Here is a 17,959-nt window from a genome sequence, read left to right on the forward strand (position 1 = left end):
CAACCCGGCATGCATAATCGACTCAGTTCAAAAATTGGGGTTTGATTATGCTCGACCGGGACGGCTTCAGGCCCAACGTCGGCATCATCCTGCTCAACCAGAAAAACCAGGTTTTTTGGGGCAAACGCATCCGCACGCATTCCTGGCAGTTTCCGCAAGGCGGCATCGACCGCGGCGAAAGTCCCGAGCAAGCCATGTTCCGGGAATTGCATGAGGAAGTGGGTCTCCATCCGGAGCACGTGCGTATCGTGGCCCGTACCCGCGACTGGTTGCGCTACGAGGTGCCGGATCGGTTCATCCGACGAGACGCACGAGGTCACTACAAGGGCCAGAAACAAATCTGGTATCTGCTGCAACTGGTCGGCCACGACTGGGATCTCAACCTGCGTGCCACGGACCATCCCGAATTCGACGCCTGGCGCTGGCACGACTACTGGGTGCCGCTCGACGTCGTCGTCGAATTCAAACGGGGCGTCTACGAGATGGCGCTCACCGAGCTTGCTCGCTACCTGCCACGGCAGGATTTCCGCAACCGCTTCCTGCGCAGCAACGTGCGCGCCCGAGAGTTCGAGCGCCATCCCTCCGCAGGCGGCCACGACGCCAACTTCGAACTGCCTCCGGGCGCGAGCTTCGACCCGGATCCCAATGTCAAATCTGCGACCGACTCTTCCGACGGACCCGTCTTTCCGTCCGCATCCGCTGCGCAACCTCCCACGCCGCGCTAGCCCGGCGCTCGTTCTCGCCAGTGCCCTGCTGCTGGCGGCCTGCGGCTCGGCCAAGCACGACACCGACAACCCCGACTGGGCGCAAAGCGGCATGCCGCCCCCGCCCAAGACGACGCAGTCCGACGCCGAGTGGCAGGAGTCGGCGGCACCGCCGCCACCGGCCTTCGACCAGAACAGCCTGGTGCCGATCGAGATGCCGCCCTACATGACGCTGAAGTTCGGCATCGATCCGAAGACCATCACGATCACGCCCGACGGCATCGTGCGCTACGTGGTGGTGGCGAGCAGCAAGGCGGGCGGCACGGTCAACGCCTTCTACGACGGCGTGCGCTGCAAGACCGGCGAGATGAAGAGCTATGCGCGCTACAGCGGCAATGCCTGGGAGCTGGCCAAGGCGCCCGAGTGGAAGCGCATCACCGACCTCAACTCGCGCTACACCTGGGCCATCGCGACCCAGGGCCTGTGCCGCGACAGCGCGCCGCGCTCGACGGCCAGCGAGATCGTCCAGTACATCCGCAACCCTGTGCGCGAAGTGCAGTGAGCGGCACGCCGGCACGATGAGCAAAGGCCCCGATCGGGGCCTTTTTCTTTGGCGCGGTCGAGACGAGGCTCAGACCGGCATGAGCACCATGTTGTCCCGGTGCACCATCTCCGGCTCGGCCGCGTAGCCCAGCAGCCGCTCGAACTCGGCCGAGGGCTTGCGGCACAGCAGCCGCGCCTCGACGCTCGAGTAGTTGGCGAGGCCGCGCGCCAGCTCGATGCCCTCGGCATCGCGCACCGCGATCACATCGCCGCGCGAGAACTCGCCCGACACGCCCGTCATGCCGATCGGCAGCAGGCTCTTGCCCTCGGCACGCACCTTGGCAGCCGCGCCGGCATCGACGATCACGGCGCCACGCAGTTGCAGATGGTCGGCCATCCAGCGCTTGCGCGCCTGGTGCTTCGCGGTCTGCGCCACCAGCAGTGTGCCGATGGCGTCGCCTTGCGCAAGGCGCAGCAGCGCATCGGGCTCGCGGCCCCAGGCGATCACGGTGGAGGCACCCGAGCCGGCCGCGCGCTTGGCCGCGAGGATCTTGGTGATCATCCCGCCCTTGCCGATGCTCGAGCCCGCGCCACCGGCCATGGCCTCGAGCGCCGGGTCGCCCGCGGCGGCCTCGTGGATGAACTTCGCGTCGGGGTCCTTGCGCGGATCGGCCGAATAGAGGCCGCGCTGGTCGGTGAGGATCACCAGCGCATCGGCCTCGACGAGATTGGCGACCAGCGCGCCGAGCGTGTCGTTGTCGCCGAACTTGATCTCGTCGTTGACCACGGTGTCGTTCTCGTTGATGACCGGCACCACGCCCAGGCGCAGCAGCGTCACCAGGGTCGAACGGGCATTGAGGTAGCGCTCGCGGTCGGCCAGGTCAGCGTGCGTGAGCAGCACCTGCGCGCTGCCGATGCGGTTCTCGCGCAGCTTGGTCTCGTACATCTGGGCCAGGCCCATCTGGCCGACGGCTGCCGCGGCCTGGAGCTCGTGCACCTCGTGCGGCCGGGTCTTCCAGCCGAGGCGCTTCATGCCCTCGGCGATGGCGCCGCTCGAGACCATCACCACCTCGCGCCCGTCGCGAACCAGCGCGGCGAGCTGCCGGCACCACTCGCCGATGGCGCCCTCGTCGAGGCCGCGGCCCTCGTTCGTCACGAGGCTTGAGCCCACCTTGACGACGATGCGGCGGGCGTCCCGCAGGGCTGTGGATCCGGTATTCGAGGTCATGGAAGGCTGTAGCTGGCGTGAAGACTGACGATTATGCTATTTAATCAATAGCATTGCAGAGCGGGCCGAAGGCCCTCGCTCAAGGCTTTTCGGGCGGCAGTTCGACGAAGCGCGGATCGATCTCGGCCGGCGGCTGCTCGGCCACCTGCTGAGCCTTGACCTGGCGGTAGATCGCGTGCACGAGTGGCTCGCAGCCTTCGCGCGTGAGCGCCGAGATCTCGAACACCGGGCCCTTGAAGCGCAGGCGCTTCACGAAGTCCTTCACGCGCGCGGCGCGCTCTTCCTCGGGGATCATGTCCAGCTTGTTGAGCACCAGCCAGCGCGGCTTCTCGTAGAGCTGCGCGTCGTACTTCTTGAGTTCGCCCACGATCGCCTTGGCCTGCGCGACCGGGTCGACGGTCTCGTCGAAAGGCGCGAGGTCGATCACGTGCAGCAGCAGCCGGGTGCGCTGCAGGTGACGCAGGAACAGGTGGCCGAGGCCGGCGCCGTCGGAAGCGCCCTCGATCAGGCCGGGCAGGTCGGCCACCACGAAGCTCTGTTCGGGGCCGACGCGCACCACGCCGAGGTTGGGGTGCAGGGTGGTGAACGGATAGTCGGCGATGCGCGGGCGCGCGTTCGAGATCGCGCTGATCAAGGTCGACTTGCCGGCGTTCGGCATGCCCAGCAGGCCCACGTCGGCCAGCACCTTGAGCTCGAGCTTGAGGCTCTTGCGCTCGCCGGGCCAGCCGGGCGTCTTCTGGCGCGGCGCGCGGTTGATGGCGCTCTTGAAGCGCAGGTTGCCGAAGCCGCCGTCGCCGCCCTTGGCGATGGTGATGACCTCGCCGGGCGTGAGCAATTCGTAGAGCACTTCGCCGGTTTCGGCGTCGGTGATGATCGTGCCGACCGGCATCTTCAGCGTGATGTCGTCGCCCGCGGCGCCGAACATGTCGGAGCCCATGCCGTGCTCGCCACGCTTGGCTTCGTGCCGACGCGAATAGCGGAAATCCACCAGCGTGTTGAGGTTCGAGTCGGCCACGGCGAACACATGGCCGCCGCGCCCGCCGTCGCCGCCATTGGGGCCGCCGAATTCCTTGTACTTCTCATGGCGGAACGACACGCAGCCGTTGCCGCCATCGCCGGCGGCGATGTCGATGAAGGCTTCGTCGACGAACTTCATGGGATGTCCAGTTTACAAATGAAGAAGCCCCGGCAAAGCGGGGCTCCGAGACAGTCGAAGTGGCTGGAGGCTCAGGCCGCCGGCGTCACATTGACCATGTGCTTGTTGAGCGCACCCTTGAAGCCGAACGACACGTGGCCGTCGACGAGGGCGAACAGCGTGTGGTCCTTGCCCACGCCGACGTTCACGCCGGGGTGGAACTGGGTACCGCGCTGGCGCACGATGATCGAGCCGGCGCTGATCAGTTGGCCGCCGAAGGCCTTCACGCCGAGCATCTTGGGCTTGGAATCGCGCCCGTTTCGCGTGGAGCCGCCGCCTTTTTTCTGTGCCATGGAGTCTGCTCCTTAACCGGCGATCGCGCCGATTTGCAGCTCGGTGAACTGCTGGCGATGGCCTTGACGTTTCTGATAGTGCTTGCGACGGCGCATCTTGAAGATGCGAACCTTGTCGTGCTTGCCGTGCGACAGCACCGTGACCGTCACCGTTGCACCGGACACCAGGGGCGTGCCAACCTTGATTTCAGCGCCGTTTCCGACGGCCAGAACCTGGTCGATCACGATTTCCTGGCCAACGTCCGCAGCAATCTGTTCTACTTTGATTTTCTCGCCGGAAGCAACGCGATACTGCTTGCCACCGGTTTTTATGACCGCGTACATGTGAACCTCTTAGGAATTGAGTCTCCGCGGCGAATTCCGCAGAGCCCAAGACTATAGCACGGTTTGCGCATGCTCACATGGCCGGGCACCCGGCCGAGGCCGGTGGCCGCTTCCCGCTCCCTATAATCGGCGCCTTCCGGCGTCTTGCGCCATCCCTGTATTCAGCAGCGCTCAGCGCCCACGCTTTGTCAGTTCCCGCCGCCGACACCTCCCCCACCGCCGCAGTCCTCGGCCTGATCGCCGGTGACATGGTCGAAGTCGACCGCGTGATCTCCAACCGCCTCGACACCGGGGTACCGCTGGTCAGCCAAGTCTCGAAGTACATCATCTCCGCGGGCGGCAAGCGCCTGCGGCCGGCGCTGCTGCTGCTGATGGCCGGCGCGCTCGGCTACACCGGCGAACAGCGCTTCAATCTCGCGGCCGTGGTGGAGTTCATCCACACCGCCACGCTGCTGCACGATGACGTGGTCGACGAGTCGACGCTGCGCCGCGGGCGGCCGACCGCCAACGAATCCTTCGGAAATCCCGCCAGCGTGCTGGTCGGCGACTTCCTTTATTCGCGCGCCTTCCAGATGATGTTGGATGCCAACAACATGCGCGTGATGCAGATCCTGGCCGAAGCGACCAACGTGATCGCAGAAGGCGAGGTGCTGCAGCTGATGAACATGCACGACGCCTCGCTCGACGAGTCGGCTTACCTGCGCGTCATCCGCTCCAAGACCGCCAAGCTGTTCGAAGCCAGCACGCGCCTGGCCGCAGTCCTGGCAGGCGTGACGCCCGCAGTCGAGGAGGCCTGCGCCACCTACGGGCAGGCACTGGGCACGGCCTTCCAGGTGATCGACGACGTGCTCGACTACGCGGGCGACGCCAGCGAGACCGGCAAGAACCTCGGCGACGACCTGCGCGAAGGCAAGACCACGCTGCCGCTGATCTTCGCGATGCAGCGCGGTACCGCGGCCCAGAGCGCGCTGGTGCGCGCCGCCATCGAGGCGGGCGACACTGCCCAACTGGGCAAGATCGTCGAGATCGTGCGCGAAACCGGTGCCCTGGATGCATCGCGCGCGGCGGCCGCGGCGGAGGCACAACGCGCAATTTCTGCGCTCGACGGCTTCGCGACGAATTCGCACGCTTCAGGTTTGCTACAATTAGCGGCTCAGCTGCTTGAGCGGCGTGCCTGACACCTCTAACGAGTTGGCCAAGGACGACTGACTTTTCGCACCATCGGGGTGTAGCTTAGCCTGGTAGAGCGCTACGTTCGGGACGTAGAGGCCGGAGGTTCGAATCCTCTCACCCCGACCAGTCTTTTCGAGACTGGCATAAACCATCAGAATGCCATTTTCTGTTGCTGTACAGCGATTTACAGCACAGGAGTGTTCGGCGATGATCGTGAAGCAATTTCTCACATCTCTTGCATTCGCTGATGGCTGCAGCCGAACTTCCCGTTAAAGAAAACCCGCAAGTCGCCTTGCCAGGGCTTGCACGCGCGCTGGTCTCGGCCGGCAAGCTGCCCGCGAAAACCGCGGAAGATCTCTATCAGAAGTCGCTGAGCAGCCGCTCCAGCTTCATCGCCGAGCTCACGGGCACCGGTGCCGTCTCGGCCGCCGACCTCGCCCACACGCTTTCGAATGCCTTCGGCGCTCCGCTGCTCGACCTCGACGCCATCGACCACCAGCGCTTGCCGAAGGATCTGCTCGATCCCAAGCTCTGCCAGGCCTACCGCATCGTCGTCCTCAGCAAGCGCAACAACCGCCTGATCGTCGCCACGGCCGATCCGTCCGACCAGCAGGCTGCCGAGAAGATCAAGTTCGCCTCCCAGATGGGCGTGGACTGGGTCATCGCCGAGTACGACAAGCTGTCGCGCATGGTCGAGGCCGCCGCGGCCAGCGCGGCCGAAACCATCAACAGCATCGTCGGCACCGAGTTCGAGTTCGACGACGTCAGCGCCGACACCGCGGGCGACGCCAACGAGCAGGCCATCGCCGAGGTCGAAGACGCGCCGGTCGTGCGCTTCCTGCACAAGATGCTGCTCGACGCGGTCAGCATGCGCGCTTCGGACATCCACTTCGAGCCCTACGAGCACCACTACCGCGTACGCTTCCGGGTCGACGGCGAACTGCGCGAGGTGGCGAGCCCGCCCACCGTGATCAAGGACAAGCTGGCCTCGCGCATCAAGGTCATCTCGCGGCTCGACATCTCCGAGAAGCGCGTGCCCCAGGACGGGCGCATGAAGCTCAAGATCGGTCCCGACCGGGTGATCGACTTCCGCGTGAGCACGCTGCCCACGCTGTTCGGCGAGAAGATCGTGGTCCGGATCCTCGACCCCAGCAGCGCGCGCATGGGCATCGATGCGCTGGGCTACGACGCCGACGAGAAGGAACGCCTGCTGCACGCCATCAGCCGGCCCTACGGCATGGTGCTGGTCACCGGGCCGACCGGCTCGGGCAAGACGGTGTCGCTCTACACCTGCCTCAACCTGTTGAACCAGCCGGGCGTGAACATCGCGACCGCCGAAGACCCGTCGGAAATCAACCTGCCGGGCGTCAACCAGGTCAACGTGAACGAGAAGGCCGGCCTCACCTTCGCGGCCGCGCTGCGGGCCTTCCTGCGTCAGGATCCCGACATCATCATGGTCGGCGAAATCCGCGACATCGAAACCGCCGACATCTCGATCAAGGCCGCCCAGACGGGCCACCTGGTACTGTCGACGCTGCACACCAACGACGCCCCCACCACCCTCACGCGGATGCGCAACATGGGCATCGCGCCCTTCAACATCGCGTCGAGCGTGATCCTGATCACCGCCCAGCGGCTCGCGCGGCGGCTGTGCATGGCCTGCCGCGCGCCCGTGGACATCCCGCGCGAAGCCCTGCTCGAAGCGGGCTTCCAGGACGACGAGATCGACAGCAGCTGGAAGCCCTACCGGCCCGTGGGCTGCGCGGCCTGCAGCGGTGGCTACAAGGGCCGCGTGGGCATCTACCAGGTGATGCCGATCTCCGAAGCGATCCAGGAAATCATCCTGCGCGACGGCAGCGCGCTCGACATCGCGCAGCAATCGGAAGCCGAAGGCGTGCGCTCGCTGCGCCGGTCGGGCCTGCGAAAGGTGATGCAGGGCCTGACCTCGCTCGAGGAAGTGGTGGCGGTCACCAACCTATAACGAACACACTGGAAGCGGAGATCGAACCGAATGGCCACAGCAGCATCGACGGCAAGCCGGCAACGGCGCGACGTCAAGGAATTCGTCTTCGAGTGGGAAGGCAAGGATCGCAACGGCAAGCTGGTGCGCGGTGAACTGCGTGCCGCCGGCGAGAACCAGGTGCAGGCCGCGCTGCGGCGCCAGGGCGTGCTCGCCAGCAAGATCAAGAAGCGCCGCACCCGTTCGGGCAAGAGCATCAAGCCCAAGGACATCGCGATCTTCACGCGCCAGCTCGCGACCATGATGAAGGCCGGCGTGCCGCTCCTGCAGTCCTTCGACATCGTGGGCCGCGGCAACGCCAACCCCAGCGTCGCCAAGCTGCTCAACGAGATCCGCAGCGACGTCGAGACCGGCACCTCGCTGTCGTCGGCCTTCCGCAAGTTCCCGAAGTACTTCGACAACCTCTACTGCAACCTGGTCGAGGCCGGCGAAGCGGCCGGTATCCTCGAAGACCTGCTCGACCGCTTGGCGACCTACATGGAGAAGACCGAGGCGATCAAGTCGAAGATCAAGTCGGCGCTGATGTACCCGACCTCGGTGGTCGTGGTGGCCTTCGTGGTGGTGGCGATCATCATGATCTTCGTGATCCCGGCCTTCAAGCAGGTGTTCACCTCCTTCGGCGCCGACCTGCCCGCCCCCACGCTGTTCGTGATGGCGGTCAGTGAGTTCTTCGTGGCGTACTGGTGGCTGATCTTCGGCGTGATCGGCGGCGGCCTCTATTTCTTCTTCCAGGCCTGGAAGCGCAACGAGCGCGTGCAGCGGGTCATGGACCGCCTGCTGCTGCGGGTGCCGATCTTCGGCGCGCTGATCGAGAAGTCCTGCGTCGCGCGCTGGACGCGCACGCTGGCCACCATGTTCGCCGCGGGCGTGCCGCTGGTCGAGGCGCTCGACTCGGTCGGCGGCGCTTCGGGCAACACCGTCTACGGTGACGCCACGGCCAAGATCCAGCAGGAGGTGTCGACCGGCACCAGCCTCACGAACGCGATGACCAACGTCAACCTGTTCCCTTCGATGGTGATCCAGATGACCGCCATCGGCGAGGAATCGGGTTCCATCGACCACATGCTCGGCAAGGCCGCCGACTTCTACGAGTCCGAGGTCGACGACATGGTCGCCGGCCTCTCGAGCCTGATGGAGCCGATCATCATCGTCTTCCTCGGCGTGATCATCGGCGGCATCGTGGTCTCGATGTACCTGCCCATCTTCAAGCTCGGCCAGGTCGTCTGATGCTGGTGTCGCAGGGATTCGACGCCGCGCTCGCCGGCGTCCTCGGTCTGTTGATCGGCAGCTTCCTCAACGTGGTGATCTACCGCACGCCGGTCATGATGTACCGCGACTGGTTGAACGACGCGGTCGCGAACCTCATGAGCGTCAAGGACATGCCCTCGCTCTGGTCGCTGGTCTTCGGCCCCAAGGCGCAGCCCCCGGCCGGCCTCGAAGCCGCAGCCGACAAGGCCGCGGTCGAACTCGAGAAGCTGCCGCGCTTCGACCTCATGCGGCCCGGCTCGCGCTGCGGCAGCTGCGGCCACGAGATCCGCTGGTACGAGAACATCCCGGTGCTGAGCTACCTCGCATTGCGCGGCCGTTGCGGCGCCTGCAAGACCCGGATCAGCCCGCGCTATCCGCTGGTCGAACTGGCCACCGCCGCGCTGTTCGCGCTCTGCGGCCATCGCTTCGGCCTCACGCCGACGGGCGCGCTGTGGGCCGCCTTCGCGGCGCTGCTGGTCTGCCAGTTCCTGATCGACTTCGACACCCAGTTCCTGCCCGACTCGCTCAACTACCTGCTGCTGTGGCTCGGCCTGATCGGCGCGGCCGCGGGCTGGACCGGCACCTCGCTGCAGCTCTCGGTCTGGGGCGCGGTGTTCGGCTACCTGAGCCTCTGGCTGGTCTACCATGGCTACCTGTTCGTCATGAAGGAAGAAGGCATGGGCCAAGGCGACCTCAAGCTGCTGGCAGCACTGGGTGCATGGCTCGGCGCAGACTACTTGATCGCGATCATCCTGATCTCCTCGATCGTGGGCGCCGTGCTCGGCCTGGGCATGCGCTTCAGCGGCAAGCTGGACAAGGGCGTTCCGATCGCCTTCGGCCCCTTCCTCGCGGGCGCCGGACTCGTCTGCCTCGTCATCGGCCCCGGTGTCGTCAAGCAATGGGTGCCCTTCGCCTTCCCGCTCGGCCCCTGGCTGCACTGAAGGCCACGCCCCTCTCATGATCCGGCGCATCGGCCTCACCGGCGGCATCGGCAGCGGCAAGAGCACCGTCGCGGGCCTGCTGGTCGCCGAGGGCGCGGTGCTGGTCGACACCGATGCCATCGCACGCCGCATCGCCGAGCCCGGCGGCATCGCGATGCCCGCGCTCGAGGCCCGCTTCGGCGCCGCGGTGCTGCGGCCGGACGGCGGCCTCGACCGCGCCCGCATGCGCGAGCTCGTGTTCCAGGACCCCGAGACCAAGCGCGCGCTCGAAGGCATCCTCCATCCCCTGATCGGTGCCGAAACCCGGCGCGAAGCCGCGGCCGCCGGCCCCGATGCCACCATCGTCTTCGACGTCCCGCTCTTGGTCGAATCGGGGCGCTGGCGCGCACTGGTCGAGCGCGTGCTGGTGGTCGACGCCAGCGAAGAAACCCAGCTGCAACGCGTGGTCGCGCGCTCGGGCTGGGCCCCCGAAGCGGTGCGCTCTGTGATCGCGCAGCAGGCCCCGCGGGCGCTGCGCCGGGCCGCGGCCGACGCGGTCATCGACAACGAAAGCCTGACCCTGGAGGAACTCGCCGTGCAGGTGCGGGGTCTCTGGAAACGGTGGGCCTCGGCCAGCACGCGATAATCACCGGTTAGCCGCAGCGGCGGCTGCACCACGATTACGACAAAAGGGCGCTCGCAGCAGCGCCTCCTCTCGAGATGCTGTTCAACTCGTATTCCTTCATCTTTGTCTATTTCCCGCTGGTGCTGCTCGGGTTCTTCCTGATCGGCAAACGCAACATCCGGGCCGCAGCCGGGTTTCTTGCGCTGGCCTCGCTGTTCTTCTATGGCTGGTGGAGCGTGCAGGCCCTGCCGCTGCTGCTGGCCTCGATCTGCGTCAACTACTGGTTCGGCCTGCGCCTGACGCCGGCACCGGGGCGCGACGACCGCCGGCGCAAGACCTTGCTGATCACGGCGCTCACGGTCAATCTCGTGGTGCTGGCGGTGTTCAAGTACGCCAATTTCTTCGTCTCGAACGTCAACGACGGCCTGAGCGCCGCGGGCCTCGCGCCGATCCCGCTGCTGCACATCGTGCTGCCGATCGGCATCTCGTTCTACACCTTCACGCAGATCGCCTTCCTGGTCGACTGCTGGCAGGGCAAGGTGCACGAGCGCAGCTTCATCCACTACGTGCTGTTCGTCACCTACTTCCCGCACCTGATCGCGGGCCCGGTGCTGCACCACGCGCAGATGATGCCGCAGTTCGCCAACCCGGCGACCTACCGCGCCGACCCCAACAAGATCGCGCTCGGGCTGGCCATCTTCACCTTCGGCCTGGCCAAGAAGCTGCTGATCGCCGACCCGATGGGCCAGTACGCCGACCTGGTCTTCAACGGCGTGCACAACGGCATCGAGCCCACGCTCTACACCGCGTGGTTCGGCGTGCTCGCCTACACGCTGCAGATCTACTTCGACTTCTCGGGCTACTCCGACATGGCGGTCGGCCTGTCGCTGTGCCTGGGCGTGCAGCTGCCGCTGAACTTCAACTCGCCCTACAAGTCGACCAGCATCATCGAGTTCTGGCGCCGCTGGCACATCTCGCTGTCGACCTTCCTGCGCGACTACCTCTACATCCCGCTGGGCGGCAACCGCAAGGGCCCGAAGCGCCGCCACGTGAACCTGTTCCTCACGATGGTGCTCGGCGGCCTGTGGCATGGCGCGGCCTGGACCTTCGTGATCTGGGGCGCGCTGCACGGCATCTTCCTGATGATCAACCACATCTGGACCACCACCTTCCGCCGCAAGGGCCCGCCGAGCATCGCCGGCCGCGTCCTCGGCTGGTTCCTGACCTTCCTGTGCGTGATGATCGCCTGGGTGATGTTCCGCGCCGAGAGCCTGCACGCCGCCATGGACATCTACCGCGGCATGCTGGGCCTGCACGGCGTGCCCGGCACCGCATTCCGCGAGTTCCTCGCGGTGCCCTACCGCAAGCCCGAGTTCTTCCAGACCATGCTGGTGGCGATCATCATCTGCCTCGCGCTGCCGCCCACCATCACGCTGCAGCGCTGGGTGCCGCAGGCCGCGGCGCTGGCCGGCCGGCCTGCGCTCAACAAGCTGTTCACGGCCGCGATGGCGCTGTTCACCGTGACGCTGCTCGGCATCTGCATCTCGAAGCTCGGTACCTACAGCCCGTTCCTTTACTTCCAGTTCTGACATGACGCCCGCAAAACTGTGGCTGCGGATCTTCGTGGCCGGATTCCTCGTCATCTCGTCGCTGCTGGTGCTCACGCTCGCGACGCCCATTCCCTATGGCGACCTGAGCCGCATCGGCCTGATGTCCGACCGCGAGTTCGGCTGGACCCAGGAGCCGCCGAAGGTCGCGCCCGAGTACCTGCACGCCGTGCCGCTCGATCAGGCCGACATCGTCGTGATCGGCGACAGCTTCTCGATGACGCACCGCTGGCAGTCGGTGCTGGTCAAGGCCGGCTACAAGGTCACCACGGCTTTCTGGGGGCAGTTCGACGAGCGCCTGTGCGGCGACTTCGACGCCTGGCTCGCGCGCGCCGGCTTCAAGGGCAAGCTGGTGATCGTCGAGAGCGTGGAGCGCATCCTGCAGGAGCGCATGCGCTACACGCGCAGCTGCGAGACGATGAAGCGGCCCTTCGCCGCGCGCACCGAGCCCTTCGCGGTGCCGCTCGAGCACGTGCCCGGCTTCGCGCTCAACTGGGGCGCCAAGCTCACCTCGGGCCTGGACACGCTCAAGTACACGCGCGCCGCCAAGGCGACCACGGCCGACACCGTCTCCACCGACCGCACCAAGGCCCGCACGGTGGTCAATGGTTGCGAAATGTTCAGTCACCGCCTGTGCAACAAGGCCCTGTTCTTCGGCGAGGACGACGAGAACGGCGAGCTGCCGGCCGCGGACGTCGCCGCGATGCAGGCCTTCACGAAGTCGCAGACCGCATTCCCGATGCTCTGGATGGTGATCCCCAACAAGACCACCACCTACATCGATCCCTCGCACTCGAAGGCCTTCGTCGAGGCCTTCAAGTCCTCGGGCCTGGGCCCCGACCTGTTCGCCTTCACGCAGGAAAAGAAGACCCGGATCCGCGACTTCTACTTCCCCAACGACACCCATCTGTCGATGCACGGCCAGCTCGCGCTCGGCGAGCTGATGCTCGGCGAGGTGCGCAAGATCGTGCCCGAGCCCCCGTCACGCACGCCATGAGGCTATCATCGCCTCGTCAGGAGACCGAGCCCGCGTGATCCTCTACGAGTACCCCTTCAACGAGCGCATCCGGACCTATCTGCGACTGGAGCACCTGTTTCGCCGCCTCGGCGAGCTGGTGCCTGCCGAGTCGCCCCTGTCCCACCACTTCGCGCTCGTCACCATCTTCGAGATCATGGACGTGGCCGCGCGCGCGGACCTCAAGGCCGACGTCATGCGCGACCTCGAGAAACACAAGTCCGCCTTCAACGCCTACCGCGGCAATCCGAACATCTCCGAGGCCGCGCTCGACCAGGTGGTGGCGCAGCTCGAGCGCAACTTCAACACGCTCAACGGCATCGCGGGCAAGGCCGGCCAGTCGCTGACCGAGAACGAGTGGCTGATGAGCATCCGCAGCCGCGCGAGCATTCCGGGCGGCACCTGCGAATTCGACCTGCCCGCCTACTACGCCTGGCAGCACCGCAGCACCCAGAGCCGCCGCGCCGACCTCGAGCGCTGGTCGGGCACGCTGGCACCGCTGGCCGAATCGATCTATCTGCTGCTCAAGCTGCTGCGCGACGCCGACGTGCCCTACAAGGTGATCGCCACCAACGGGCAGTTCCAGCAGAACCTGCCGCAGGGGCGCAGCTTCCAGCTGCTGCGCCTGCGCATCGATCCCAAGCTCGGCCTGATCCCCGAGATCAGCGGCAACCGGCTCATGGTCTCGGTGCGGCTCATGCGCCACGAGAGCGACGATCGCCTCCACCAGAGCAGCGACGACACCCCCTTCGAACTCACCTTGTGCGCATGACCGGCGAAGAGCGCATCGAGCCCCGCGAGGGCGAACGCATCGTCCGCTGCCCGAGCTGCGGCGGCGACAGCGTCTATTCGGAACGCAACCCCTACCGCCCGTTCTGCAGCGCGCGCTGCAAGGGCATCGACCTCGGTGCCTGGGCCAGCGAGGAGTTCAGGATGCCGGCCGAAGCGCCGCCCGACGACGAGCCCTTCGGCGATCCGAAGGCGCAGTAGTAGACGATCGGCCCGCGGAAAACCGTGGGCCGGCTTACTTGCCGCCCGCGGCCGCCGGCGCCGCCTCTCCGAGAAAGATCCTGTCGACATAGTCCGCGTGCGCTCGCGTGTACACGGGCCGCAGATGCTCGCCGTCCTTGTAGACCGGCTTGCCGTCGGCCGTCACGCGCAGGCACTGGCCGTCCTTGCACAGCGAGGCCATCGGCTCGACCACCTGCGCGCCACTGTCCAGCGCGATCTGCCGCAGCCGTGCGTTGAGCTCGGCCTGCGCCGCGGGCAGCGGGGCGGTCGGCGAATCGAGCACCACCGTCATCGTGCCGAGCCGGCTGCCCGCGATCATGCGCTGCGGCTGGAAGTCCATGCCGCTCGGGTTGTCGAGCAGCAGGTAGACCTTCTTGTTCTGCTTCACGAGTTCGGCCATGGTGTGGCCCAGCATGGAGAGCGCCGGCGCGATGCCGGGCCCGCCGTTGTTCACCGGGTAGACCGCGCGGCCCTCGCGGTACTCGTAGGCCAGCGGGAAGTCGCCGCTGAAGTAGCAGTTCCAGCAGCCGCCGAACACCACGGTGTCGATCTGCGGCGCGCGCGCGAGCTGCAGCATGCCGTCGCGCTGTTCGCCGCAGGCCGGGTTGCCCTCGGCGAACATGCCGGGAATCGGCGCGCAGGCGCCCCAGGTGTAGAAGTAGGCGGTCGCCATGCGCTCGGGTGCGAGGCGCTCGAGCGCCTTGGCGCGCGGCCCGTACTGCTGCATGTGGCTGTCGCCGATCAAGAGCACCTTGCGCTCGCCGCGGCCGACCCGGTAGACCAGGTGCGGGCCCACCTTCTCGGGCGTGAAGCCGTCGTAGTAGCCGTCGTCCACGGTCGCGTCGGTCACCTTCTGCAGCATCTCGCCGCCGTTGCGCGCCGGCAGGCCGGCCACCACCATCACGCCGGCCAGCACGATCGCGCAGCCGATGCCGACCAGGCCGCGCAGCAGCGGCGCGCCCGCGCGGGTGCGCGTGAAGCGTTCGAGAAAGCGGTAGGTCAGCCAGGCCAGCAGCACCGCCGCGACCACCGCGCCGGTGCGCACGCCCGCCGAGGGCTCCCAGCCGCCATTGAGGATGCGCGGGTACACCAGCAGCGGCCAGTGCCACAGGTACAGCGGATAGCTGATCAGCCCGATGCCCACCATCAGCGGGTTCGACAGCAGGTAGCGGTTCAGCACGCCCTGCGGCCCCGCCGCGATGCAGCTCGCCGCGCCCAGCACCGGCAGCAGCGCCCACCAGCCCGGGAACGCCTTGTCGGCCCGGATCATCACCAGCCCCAGCACGATCAGCCCCACGCCCAGCACCGACTGCACATGGCTGCGCCACGCGGGCTTCATGGTTCCAGCATCGCGCAACCGCATGCACGCCAGGATCCCGCCCGCCATCAGTTCCCAGAAGCGCGACAGCGGCGAGTAGAACGCCGCCGTGCGAAACGGATGGATCGTCAGCACGTTGATCAGGAACGACACCACCGCCAGCGCCCACAGCACGCGCAGCATCGGCCAGCGCCTGCGCCAGGCCAGCGCCAGCAGCGGCGGCCAGAAGATGTAGAACTGCTCCTCGATCCCCAGCGACCACAGGTGCAGCAGCGGCTTGGTCTCCGCCGCCGTGTCGAAGTACCCCGCCTCGCCCCAGAACACGAAGTTCGCGATGAAGGCCGCCCCACCCGCGGCCTGCTTGCCCAGCTCCACGAACTCGCGGTTCAGCAGCACGTACCAGCCGAAGGCCAGGGTCGCCGCCAGCACCAGCATCAGCGCCGGGAAGATGCGCCGCACGCGCCGTGCGTAGAAGTCGCGGTAGCTGAAGTCGCCCGCCGCCTGGCTTTGAAGAATGATCGTCGTGATCAGGAAGCCCGAGATCACGAAGAAGATGTCCACCCCCACGAAGCCACCGGGCAGCGCCTTCGGGAAGGCGTGGTACGCCACCACCGAGGCCACGGCCACGGCGCGCAGGCCATCGATGTCGGGACGGTACTTGGGATGCATCGGTGCCCCTCCGGGCCGTTCTTTCAGTTGCCGGCGCGCGATGGCGCGGCGGGTGCGAGGAACACGGGATCGACGTAGCGCGCGTGGTCGCGGATGTAGGCCGGACGCAGATGATTGCTGTCGAGATAGGCCGGCGCGCCGTCGGGCATGGTGCGCAGGCACCGGCCTTCCCGGCACAGCTGTCCGACCGCGTCGATCGGCTCGGCACCGGCGGCCAGCGCGATCGCGCGCAGCCGGTCGTTCAAGCGCTCCTGCGCGGGCGGCAGTACCGCGCTGCCTGCCGTCGCGAGCACGGTCATCGTGCCGAGACGGCTGCCCGCGATCATGCGGCCCGGTTCGAAATCGCTGCCCATCGGGTTGTCCAGCAGCAGGTAGACCTTCTTGTGGCGCGCGAGTTCGCCCAGCAGCTTCTGCAGCGACGCGAGTGCCGGCTCGATGCCGGGGCCGCCGTCGTTGATCGGCAGCGCCGAGGCGCCGTCCTGGAACACGTAGGGCATGTAGAAGTTGCCGGTGAAGTAGCAGTTCCAGCAGGCGCCGACCATCACCACGTCGATCTTCGGATCGAAGGCGGACTTGAGCATCTGCGCGCGCCGCGGCGCGCAGCCTGGATTGATCGCCACCACCATGCCCGGCACCGGCGCGCAGGCCGGGTATTCGAAGAAGTAGGTGGTCGACATCGCATCGGGCGCGCTGCGTGCCAGCGCGCGCGCGCGCGGCGCGTACTGCGAGATATGGCTGTCGCCGATCACCAGCACCTTGCGCGTGCCCTCGCCGATGCGGCGCACGAAGTGGCCGTCGAGCGTCTCCGACGCGAGGCCTTCGTAGTACTCGCCGTCGGAGGACGCGTTGCTCAGCGTCTGCAGCATCGGGTTGTCGTGCCGCGGCGCGGGCAGGCCCAGTTGCACCGCGACCGCCACGGCAAGCACTGCGACGGCGCTGCCGCCCAGCACGCGCAGCGTGGCGGGCTGCGTGCGCGTCCGGACGGCGCGCTCCACCGTGCGGTAGGTGAGCCAGGCCAGCACCACGCTGGCCGCGACCATCGCGGCGCTCACGGCCGCCGACGGCGCCGCGCCCTGCACGATGCGCGCATAGGACAGCAGCGGCCAATGCCACAGGTACAGCGGATAGCTGATCAGCCCGATGCCCACCATCAGCGGGTTCGACAGCAGGTAGCGATTGAGCACCCCCTGCGGCCCCGCCGCGATGCAGCTCGCCGCGCCCAGCACCGGCAGCAGCGCCCACCAGCCCGGGAACGCCTTGTCGGCCCGGATCATCACCAGCCCCAGCACGATCAGCCCCACGCCCAGCACCGACTGAACATGGCCGCGCCACGCGGGCTTCATGGTTCCAGCATCGCGCAACCGCATGCACGCCAGGATCCCGCCCGCCATCAGCTCCCAGAAGCGAGACAGCGGCGAGTAGAACGCCGCCGTGCGAAACGGATGGATCGTCAGCACGTTGATCAGGAACGACACCACCGCCAGCGCCCACAGCACGCGCAGCATCGGCCAGCGCCTGCGCCACGCCAGCGCCAGCAGCGGCGGCCAGAAGATGTAGAACTGCTCCTCGATCCCCAGCGACCACAGGTGCAGCAGCGGCTTGGTCTCCGCCGCCGTGTCGAAGTACCCGGCCTCGCCCCAGAACACGAAGTTCGCGATGAAGGCCGCCCCACCCGCGGCCTGCTTGCCCAGCTCCACGAACTCGCGGTTCAGCAGCACGTACCAGCCGAAGGCCAGGGTCGCCGCCAGCACCAGCATCAGCGCCGGGAAGATGCGCCGCACGCGCCGTGCGTAGAAGTCGCGGTAGCTGAAGTCGCCCGCCGCCTGGCTCTGAAGAATGATCGTCGTGATCAGGAAGCCCGAGATCACGAAGAAGATGTCCACCCCCACGAAGCCACCGGGCAGCGCCTTCGGAAAGGCGTGGTACGCCACCACCGAGGCCACGGCCACGGCGCGCAGGCCATCGATGTCGGGGCGGTACTTGGGATGCATCCGTCTCTTGTTCGTTCTTCGCTCAGGCTCGCGGCGCGCGGCGCCGGGACCCAGTCAGCGGCGCAGGCATCGCCA

At 67.1% G+C, this 17,959-nt stretch carries 17 protein-coding genes and 1 tRNA gene; 12 read left to right on the top strand and 6 right to left on the bottom strand.

All coding sequences use genetic code 11. The annotated features are described in order from the left end of the window. Positions 1-47: 47 nt before the first annotated feature. Together BM109_RS04965 and BM109_RS04970 are read left to right on the top strand one after the other, a co-directional pair. On the top strand, positions 48-725 hold the full coding sequence (locus tag BM109_RS04965; RefSeq protein WP_093341020.1) for an RNA pyrophosphohydrolase: 678 nt from the start codon (positions 48-50) through the stop codon (positions 723-725). Positions 726-816: 91 nt separating this feature from the next. After that, a complete protein-coding gene (locus BM109_RS04970; RefSeq protein ID WP_256222354.1) occupies positions 817-1,266 on the top strand; it encodes a CNP1-like family protein in 450 nt (149 codons plus the stop codon). Between the two features lie 69 nt (positions 1,267-1,335). Here the strand turns inward: BM109_RS04970 and proB are convergent, their stop codons facing one another. The 4 genes from proB to rplU form a co-directional block, all read right to left on the bottom strand. Further along, positions 1,336-2,475: a glutamate 5-kinase gene (gene proB, locus BM109_RS04975; protein ID WP_093341023.1), complete on the bottom strand. Its 1,140-nt coding sequence runs from the start codon at positions 2,473-2,475 to the stop codon at positions 1,336-1,338. A 79-nt stretch (positions 2,476-2,554) separates the two neighbouring features. Then, a complete protein-coding gene (gene cgtA, locus BM109_RS04980; protein ID WP_093341025.1) occupies positions 2,555-3,631 on the bottom strand; it encodes an Obg family GTPase CgtA in 1,077 nt (358 codons plus the stop codon). Between the two features lie 71 nt (positions 3,632-3,702). Continuing rightward, the gene (gene rpmA, locus BM109_RS04985) at positions 3,703-3,963 is read right to left on the bottom strand and encodes a 50S ribosomal protein L27 (protein ID WP_057592096.1); all 261 of its coding nucleotides are present in this window, start codon (positions 3,961-3,963) and stop codon (positions 3,703-3,705) included. Between the two features lie 12 nt (positions 3,964-3,975). Beyond that, on the bottom strand, positions 3,976-4,287 hold the full coding sequence (gene rplU, locus BM109_RS04990; RefSeq protein ID WP_057592097.1) for a 50S ribosomal protein L21: 312 nt from the start codon (positions 4,285-4,287) through the stop codon (positions 3,976-3,978). A gap of 185 nt (positions 4,288-4,472) precedes the next feature. On the opposite strand from rplU, the gene BM109_RS04995 reads away from it, so the two are divergent. From BM109_RS04995 to BM109_RS05040, 10 genes are all read left to right on the top strand, one after another. Then, a complete protein-coding gene (locus BM109_RS04995; RefSeq protein ID WP_093341026.1) occupies positions 4,473-5,465 on the top strand; it encodes a polyprenyl synthetase family protein in 993 nt (330 codons plus the stop codon). Between the two features lie 44 nt (positions 5,466-5,509). Then, positions 5,510-5,586 (top strand) — tRNA-Pro (locus BM109_RS05000). Positions 5,587-5,707: 121 nt separating this feature from the next. Next, positions 5,708-7,441 (top strand): type IV-A pilus assembly ATPase PilB, encoded by a 1,734-nt coding sequence (pilB, locus tag BM109_RS05005; RefSeq protein WP_093341269.1) that lies wholly within the window; start codon positions 5,708-5,710, stop codon positions 7,439-7,441. Between the two features lie 30 nt (positions 7,442-7,471). Further along, positions 7,472-8,707 carry a type II secretion system F family protein gene (locus tag BM109_RS05010; RefSeq protein WP_093341028.1) on the top strand — a complete coding sequence of 412 codons (1,236 nt, stop codon included), beginning with the start codon at positions 7,472-7,474 and terminating at the stop codon, positions 8,705-8,707. Next, positions 8,707-9,669 carry a prepilin peptidase gene (locus BM109_RS05015; protein ID WP_093341029.1) on the top strand — a complete coding sequence of 321 codons (963 nt, stop codon included), beginning with the start codon at positions 8,707-8,709 and terminating at the stop codon, positions 9,667-9,669. The genes BM109_RS05010 and BM109_RS05015 overlap by 1 nt, the downstream gene beginning before the upstream one ends. Before the next feature lie 16 nt (positions 9,670-9,685). Then, a complete protein-coding gene (gene coaE / locus BM109_RS05020; RefSeq protein ID WP_177239244.1) occupies positions 9,686-10,294 on the top strand; it encodes a dephospho-CoA kinase in 609 nt (202 codons plus the stop codon). 74 nt (positions 10,295-10,368) lie between these two features. After that, the gene (locus BM109_RS05025; protein WP_093341031.1) at positions 10,369-11,862 is read left to right on the top strand and encodes an MBOAT family O-acyltransferase; all 1,494 of its coding nucleotides are present in this window, start codon (positions 10,369-10,371) and stop codon (positions 11,860-11,862) included. A 1-nt stretch (position 11,863) separates the two neighbouring features. Continuing rightward, positions 11,864-12,877 carry a hypothetical protein gene (locus BM109_RS05030; RefSeq protein WP_093341033.1) on the top strand — a complete coding sequence of 338 codons (1,014 nt, stop codon included), beginning with the start codon at positions 11,864-11,866 and terminating at the stop codon, positions 12,875-12,877. A gap of 34 nt (positions 12,878-12,911) precedes the next feature. Then, positions 12,912-13,667, top strand: a complete 756-nt coding sequence (zapD, locus tag BM109_RS05035; RefSeq protein WP_057592104.1) for a cell division protein ZapD — start codon at positions 12,912-12,914, stop codon at positions 13,665-13,667. Then, entirely contained in the window at positions 13,664-13,885 is a 222-nt protein-coding gene (locus BM109_RS05040) for a DNA gyrase inhibitor YacG (RefSeq protein WP_093341034.1), read from the top strand. Before zapD ends, BM109_RS05040 begins: the two co-directional genes overlap by 4 nt. Before the next feature lie 34 nt (positions 13,886-13,919). On the opposite strand, the gene BM109_RS05045 is transcribed toward BM109_RS05040, so the two are convergent. Both BM109_RS05045 and BM109_RS05050 read right to left on the bottom strand, forming a co-directional pair. Continuing rightward, positions 13,920-15,893: an acyltransferase family protein gene (locus tag BM109_RS05045; protein ID WP_093341035.1), complete on the bottom strand. Its 1,974-nt coding sequence runs from the start codon at positions 15,891-15,893 to the stop codon at positions 13,920-13,922. 23 nt (positions 15,894-15,916) lie between these two features. After that, positions 15,917-17,884 carry an acyltransferase family protein gene (locus tag BM109_RS05050; protein WP_093341037.1) on the bottom strand — a complete coding sequence of 656 codons (1,968 nt, stop codon included), beginning with the start codon at positions 17,882-17,884 and terminating at the stop codon, positions 15,917-15,919. Between the last annotated feature and the right edge of the window lie 75 nt (positions 17,885-17,959).

This window comes from Variovorax sp. PDC80, from assembly GCF_900115375.1.
Classification (GTDB): Bacteria; Pseudomonadota; Gammaproteobacteria; order Burkholderiales; family Burkholderiaceae_C; genus Variovorax.

Bases quoted from the DNA above. Each gene is read 5' to 3' on its own strand.
- BM109_RS04965 (WP_093341020.1), top strand. From the start codon at position 48: ATGCTCGACCGGGACGGCTTCAGGCCCAACGTCGGCATCATCCTGCTC.
- BM109_RS04970 (WP_256222354.1), top strand. From the start codon at position 817: ATGCCGCCCCCGCCCAAGACGACGCAGTCCGACGCCGAGTGGCAGGAG.
- proB (WP_093341023.1), bottom strand. From the start codon at position 2,475: ATGACCTCGAATACCGGATCCACAGCCCTGCGGGACGCCCGCCGCATC.
- cgtA (WP_093341025.1), bottom strand. From the start codon at position 3,631: ATGAAGTTCGTCGACGAAGCCTTCATCGACATCGCCGCCGGCGATGGC.
- rpmA (WP_057592096.1), bottom strand. From the start codon at position 3,963: ATGGCACAGAAAAAAGGCGGCGGCTCCACGCGAAACGGGCGCGATTCC.
- rplU (WP_057592097.1), bottom strand. From the start codon at position 4,287: ATGTACGCGGTCATAAAAACCGGTGGCAAGCAGTATCGCGTTGCTTCC.
- pilB (WP_093341269.1), top strand. From the start codon at position 5,708: ATGGCTGCAGCCGAACTTCCCGTTAAAGAAAACCCGCAAGTCGCCTTG.
- BM109_RS05010 (WP_093341028.1), top strand. From the start codon at position 7,472: ATGGCCACAGCAGCATCGACGGCAAGCCGGCAACGGCGCGACGTCAAG.
- BM109_RS05015 (WP_093341029.1), top strand. From the start codon at position 8,707: ATGCTGGTGTCGCAGGGATTCGACGCCGCGCTCGCCGGCGTCCTCGGT.
- coaE (WP_177239244.1), top strand. From the start codon at position 9,686: ATGATCCGGCGCATCGGCCTCACCGGCGGCATCGGCAGCGGCAAGAGC.
- BM109_RS05025 (WP_093341031.1), top strand. From the start codon at position 10,369: ATGCTGTTCAACTCGTATTCCTTCATCTTTGTCTATTTCCCGCTGGTG.
- BM109_RS05030 (WP_093341033.1), top strand. From the start codon at position 11,864: ATGACGCCCGCAAAACTGTGGCTGCGGATCTTCGTGGCCGGATTCCTC.
- BM109_RS05040 (WP_093341034.1), top strand. From the start codon at position 13,664: ATGACCGGCGAAGAGCGCATCGAGCCCCGCGAGGGCGAACGCATCGTC.
- BM109_RS05045 (WP_093341035.1), bottom strand. From the start codon at position 15,893: ATGCATCCCAAGTACCGTCCCGACATCGATGGCCTGCGCGCCGTGGCC.
- BM109_RS05050 (WP_093341037.1), bottom strand. From the start codon at position 17,884: ATGCATCCCAAGTACCGCCCCGACATCGATGGCCTGCGCGCCGTGGCC.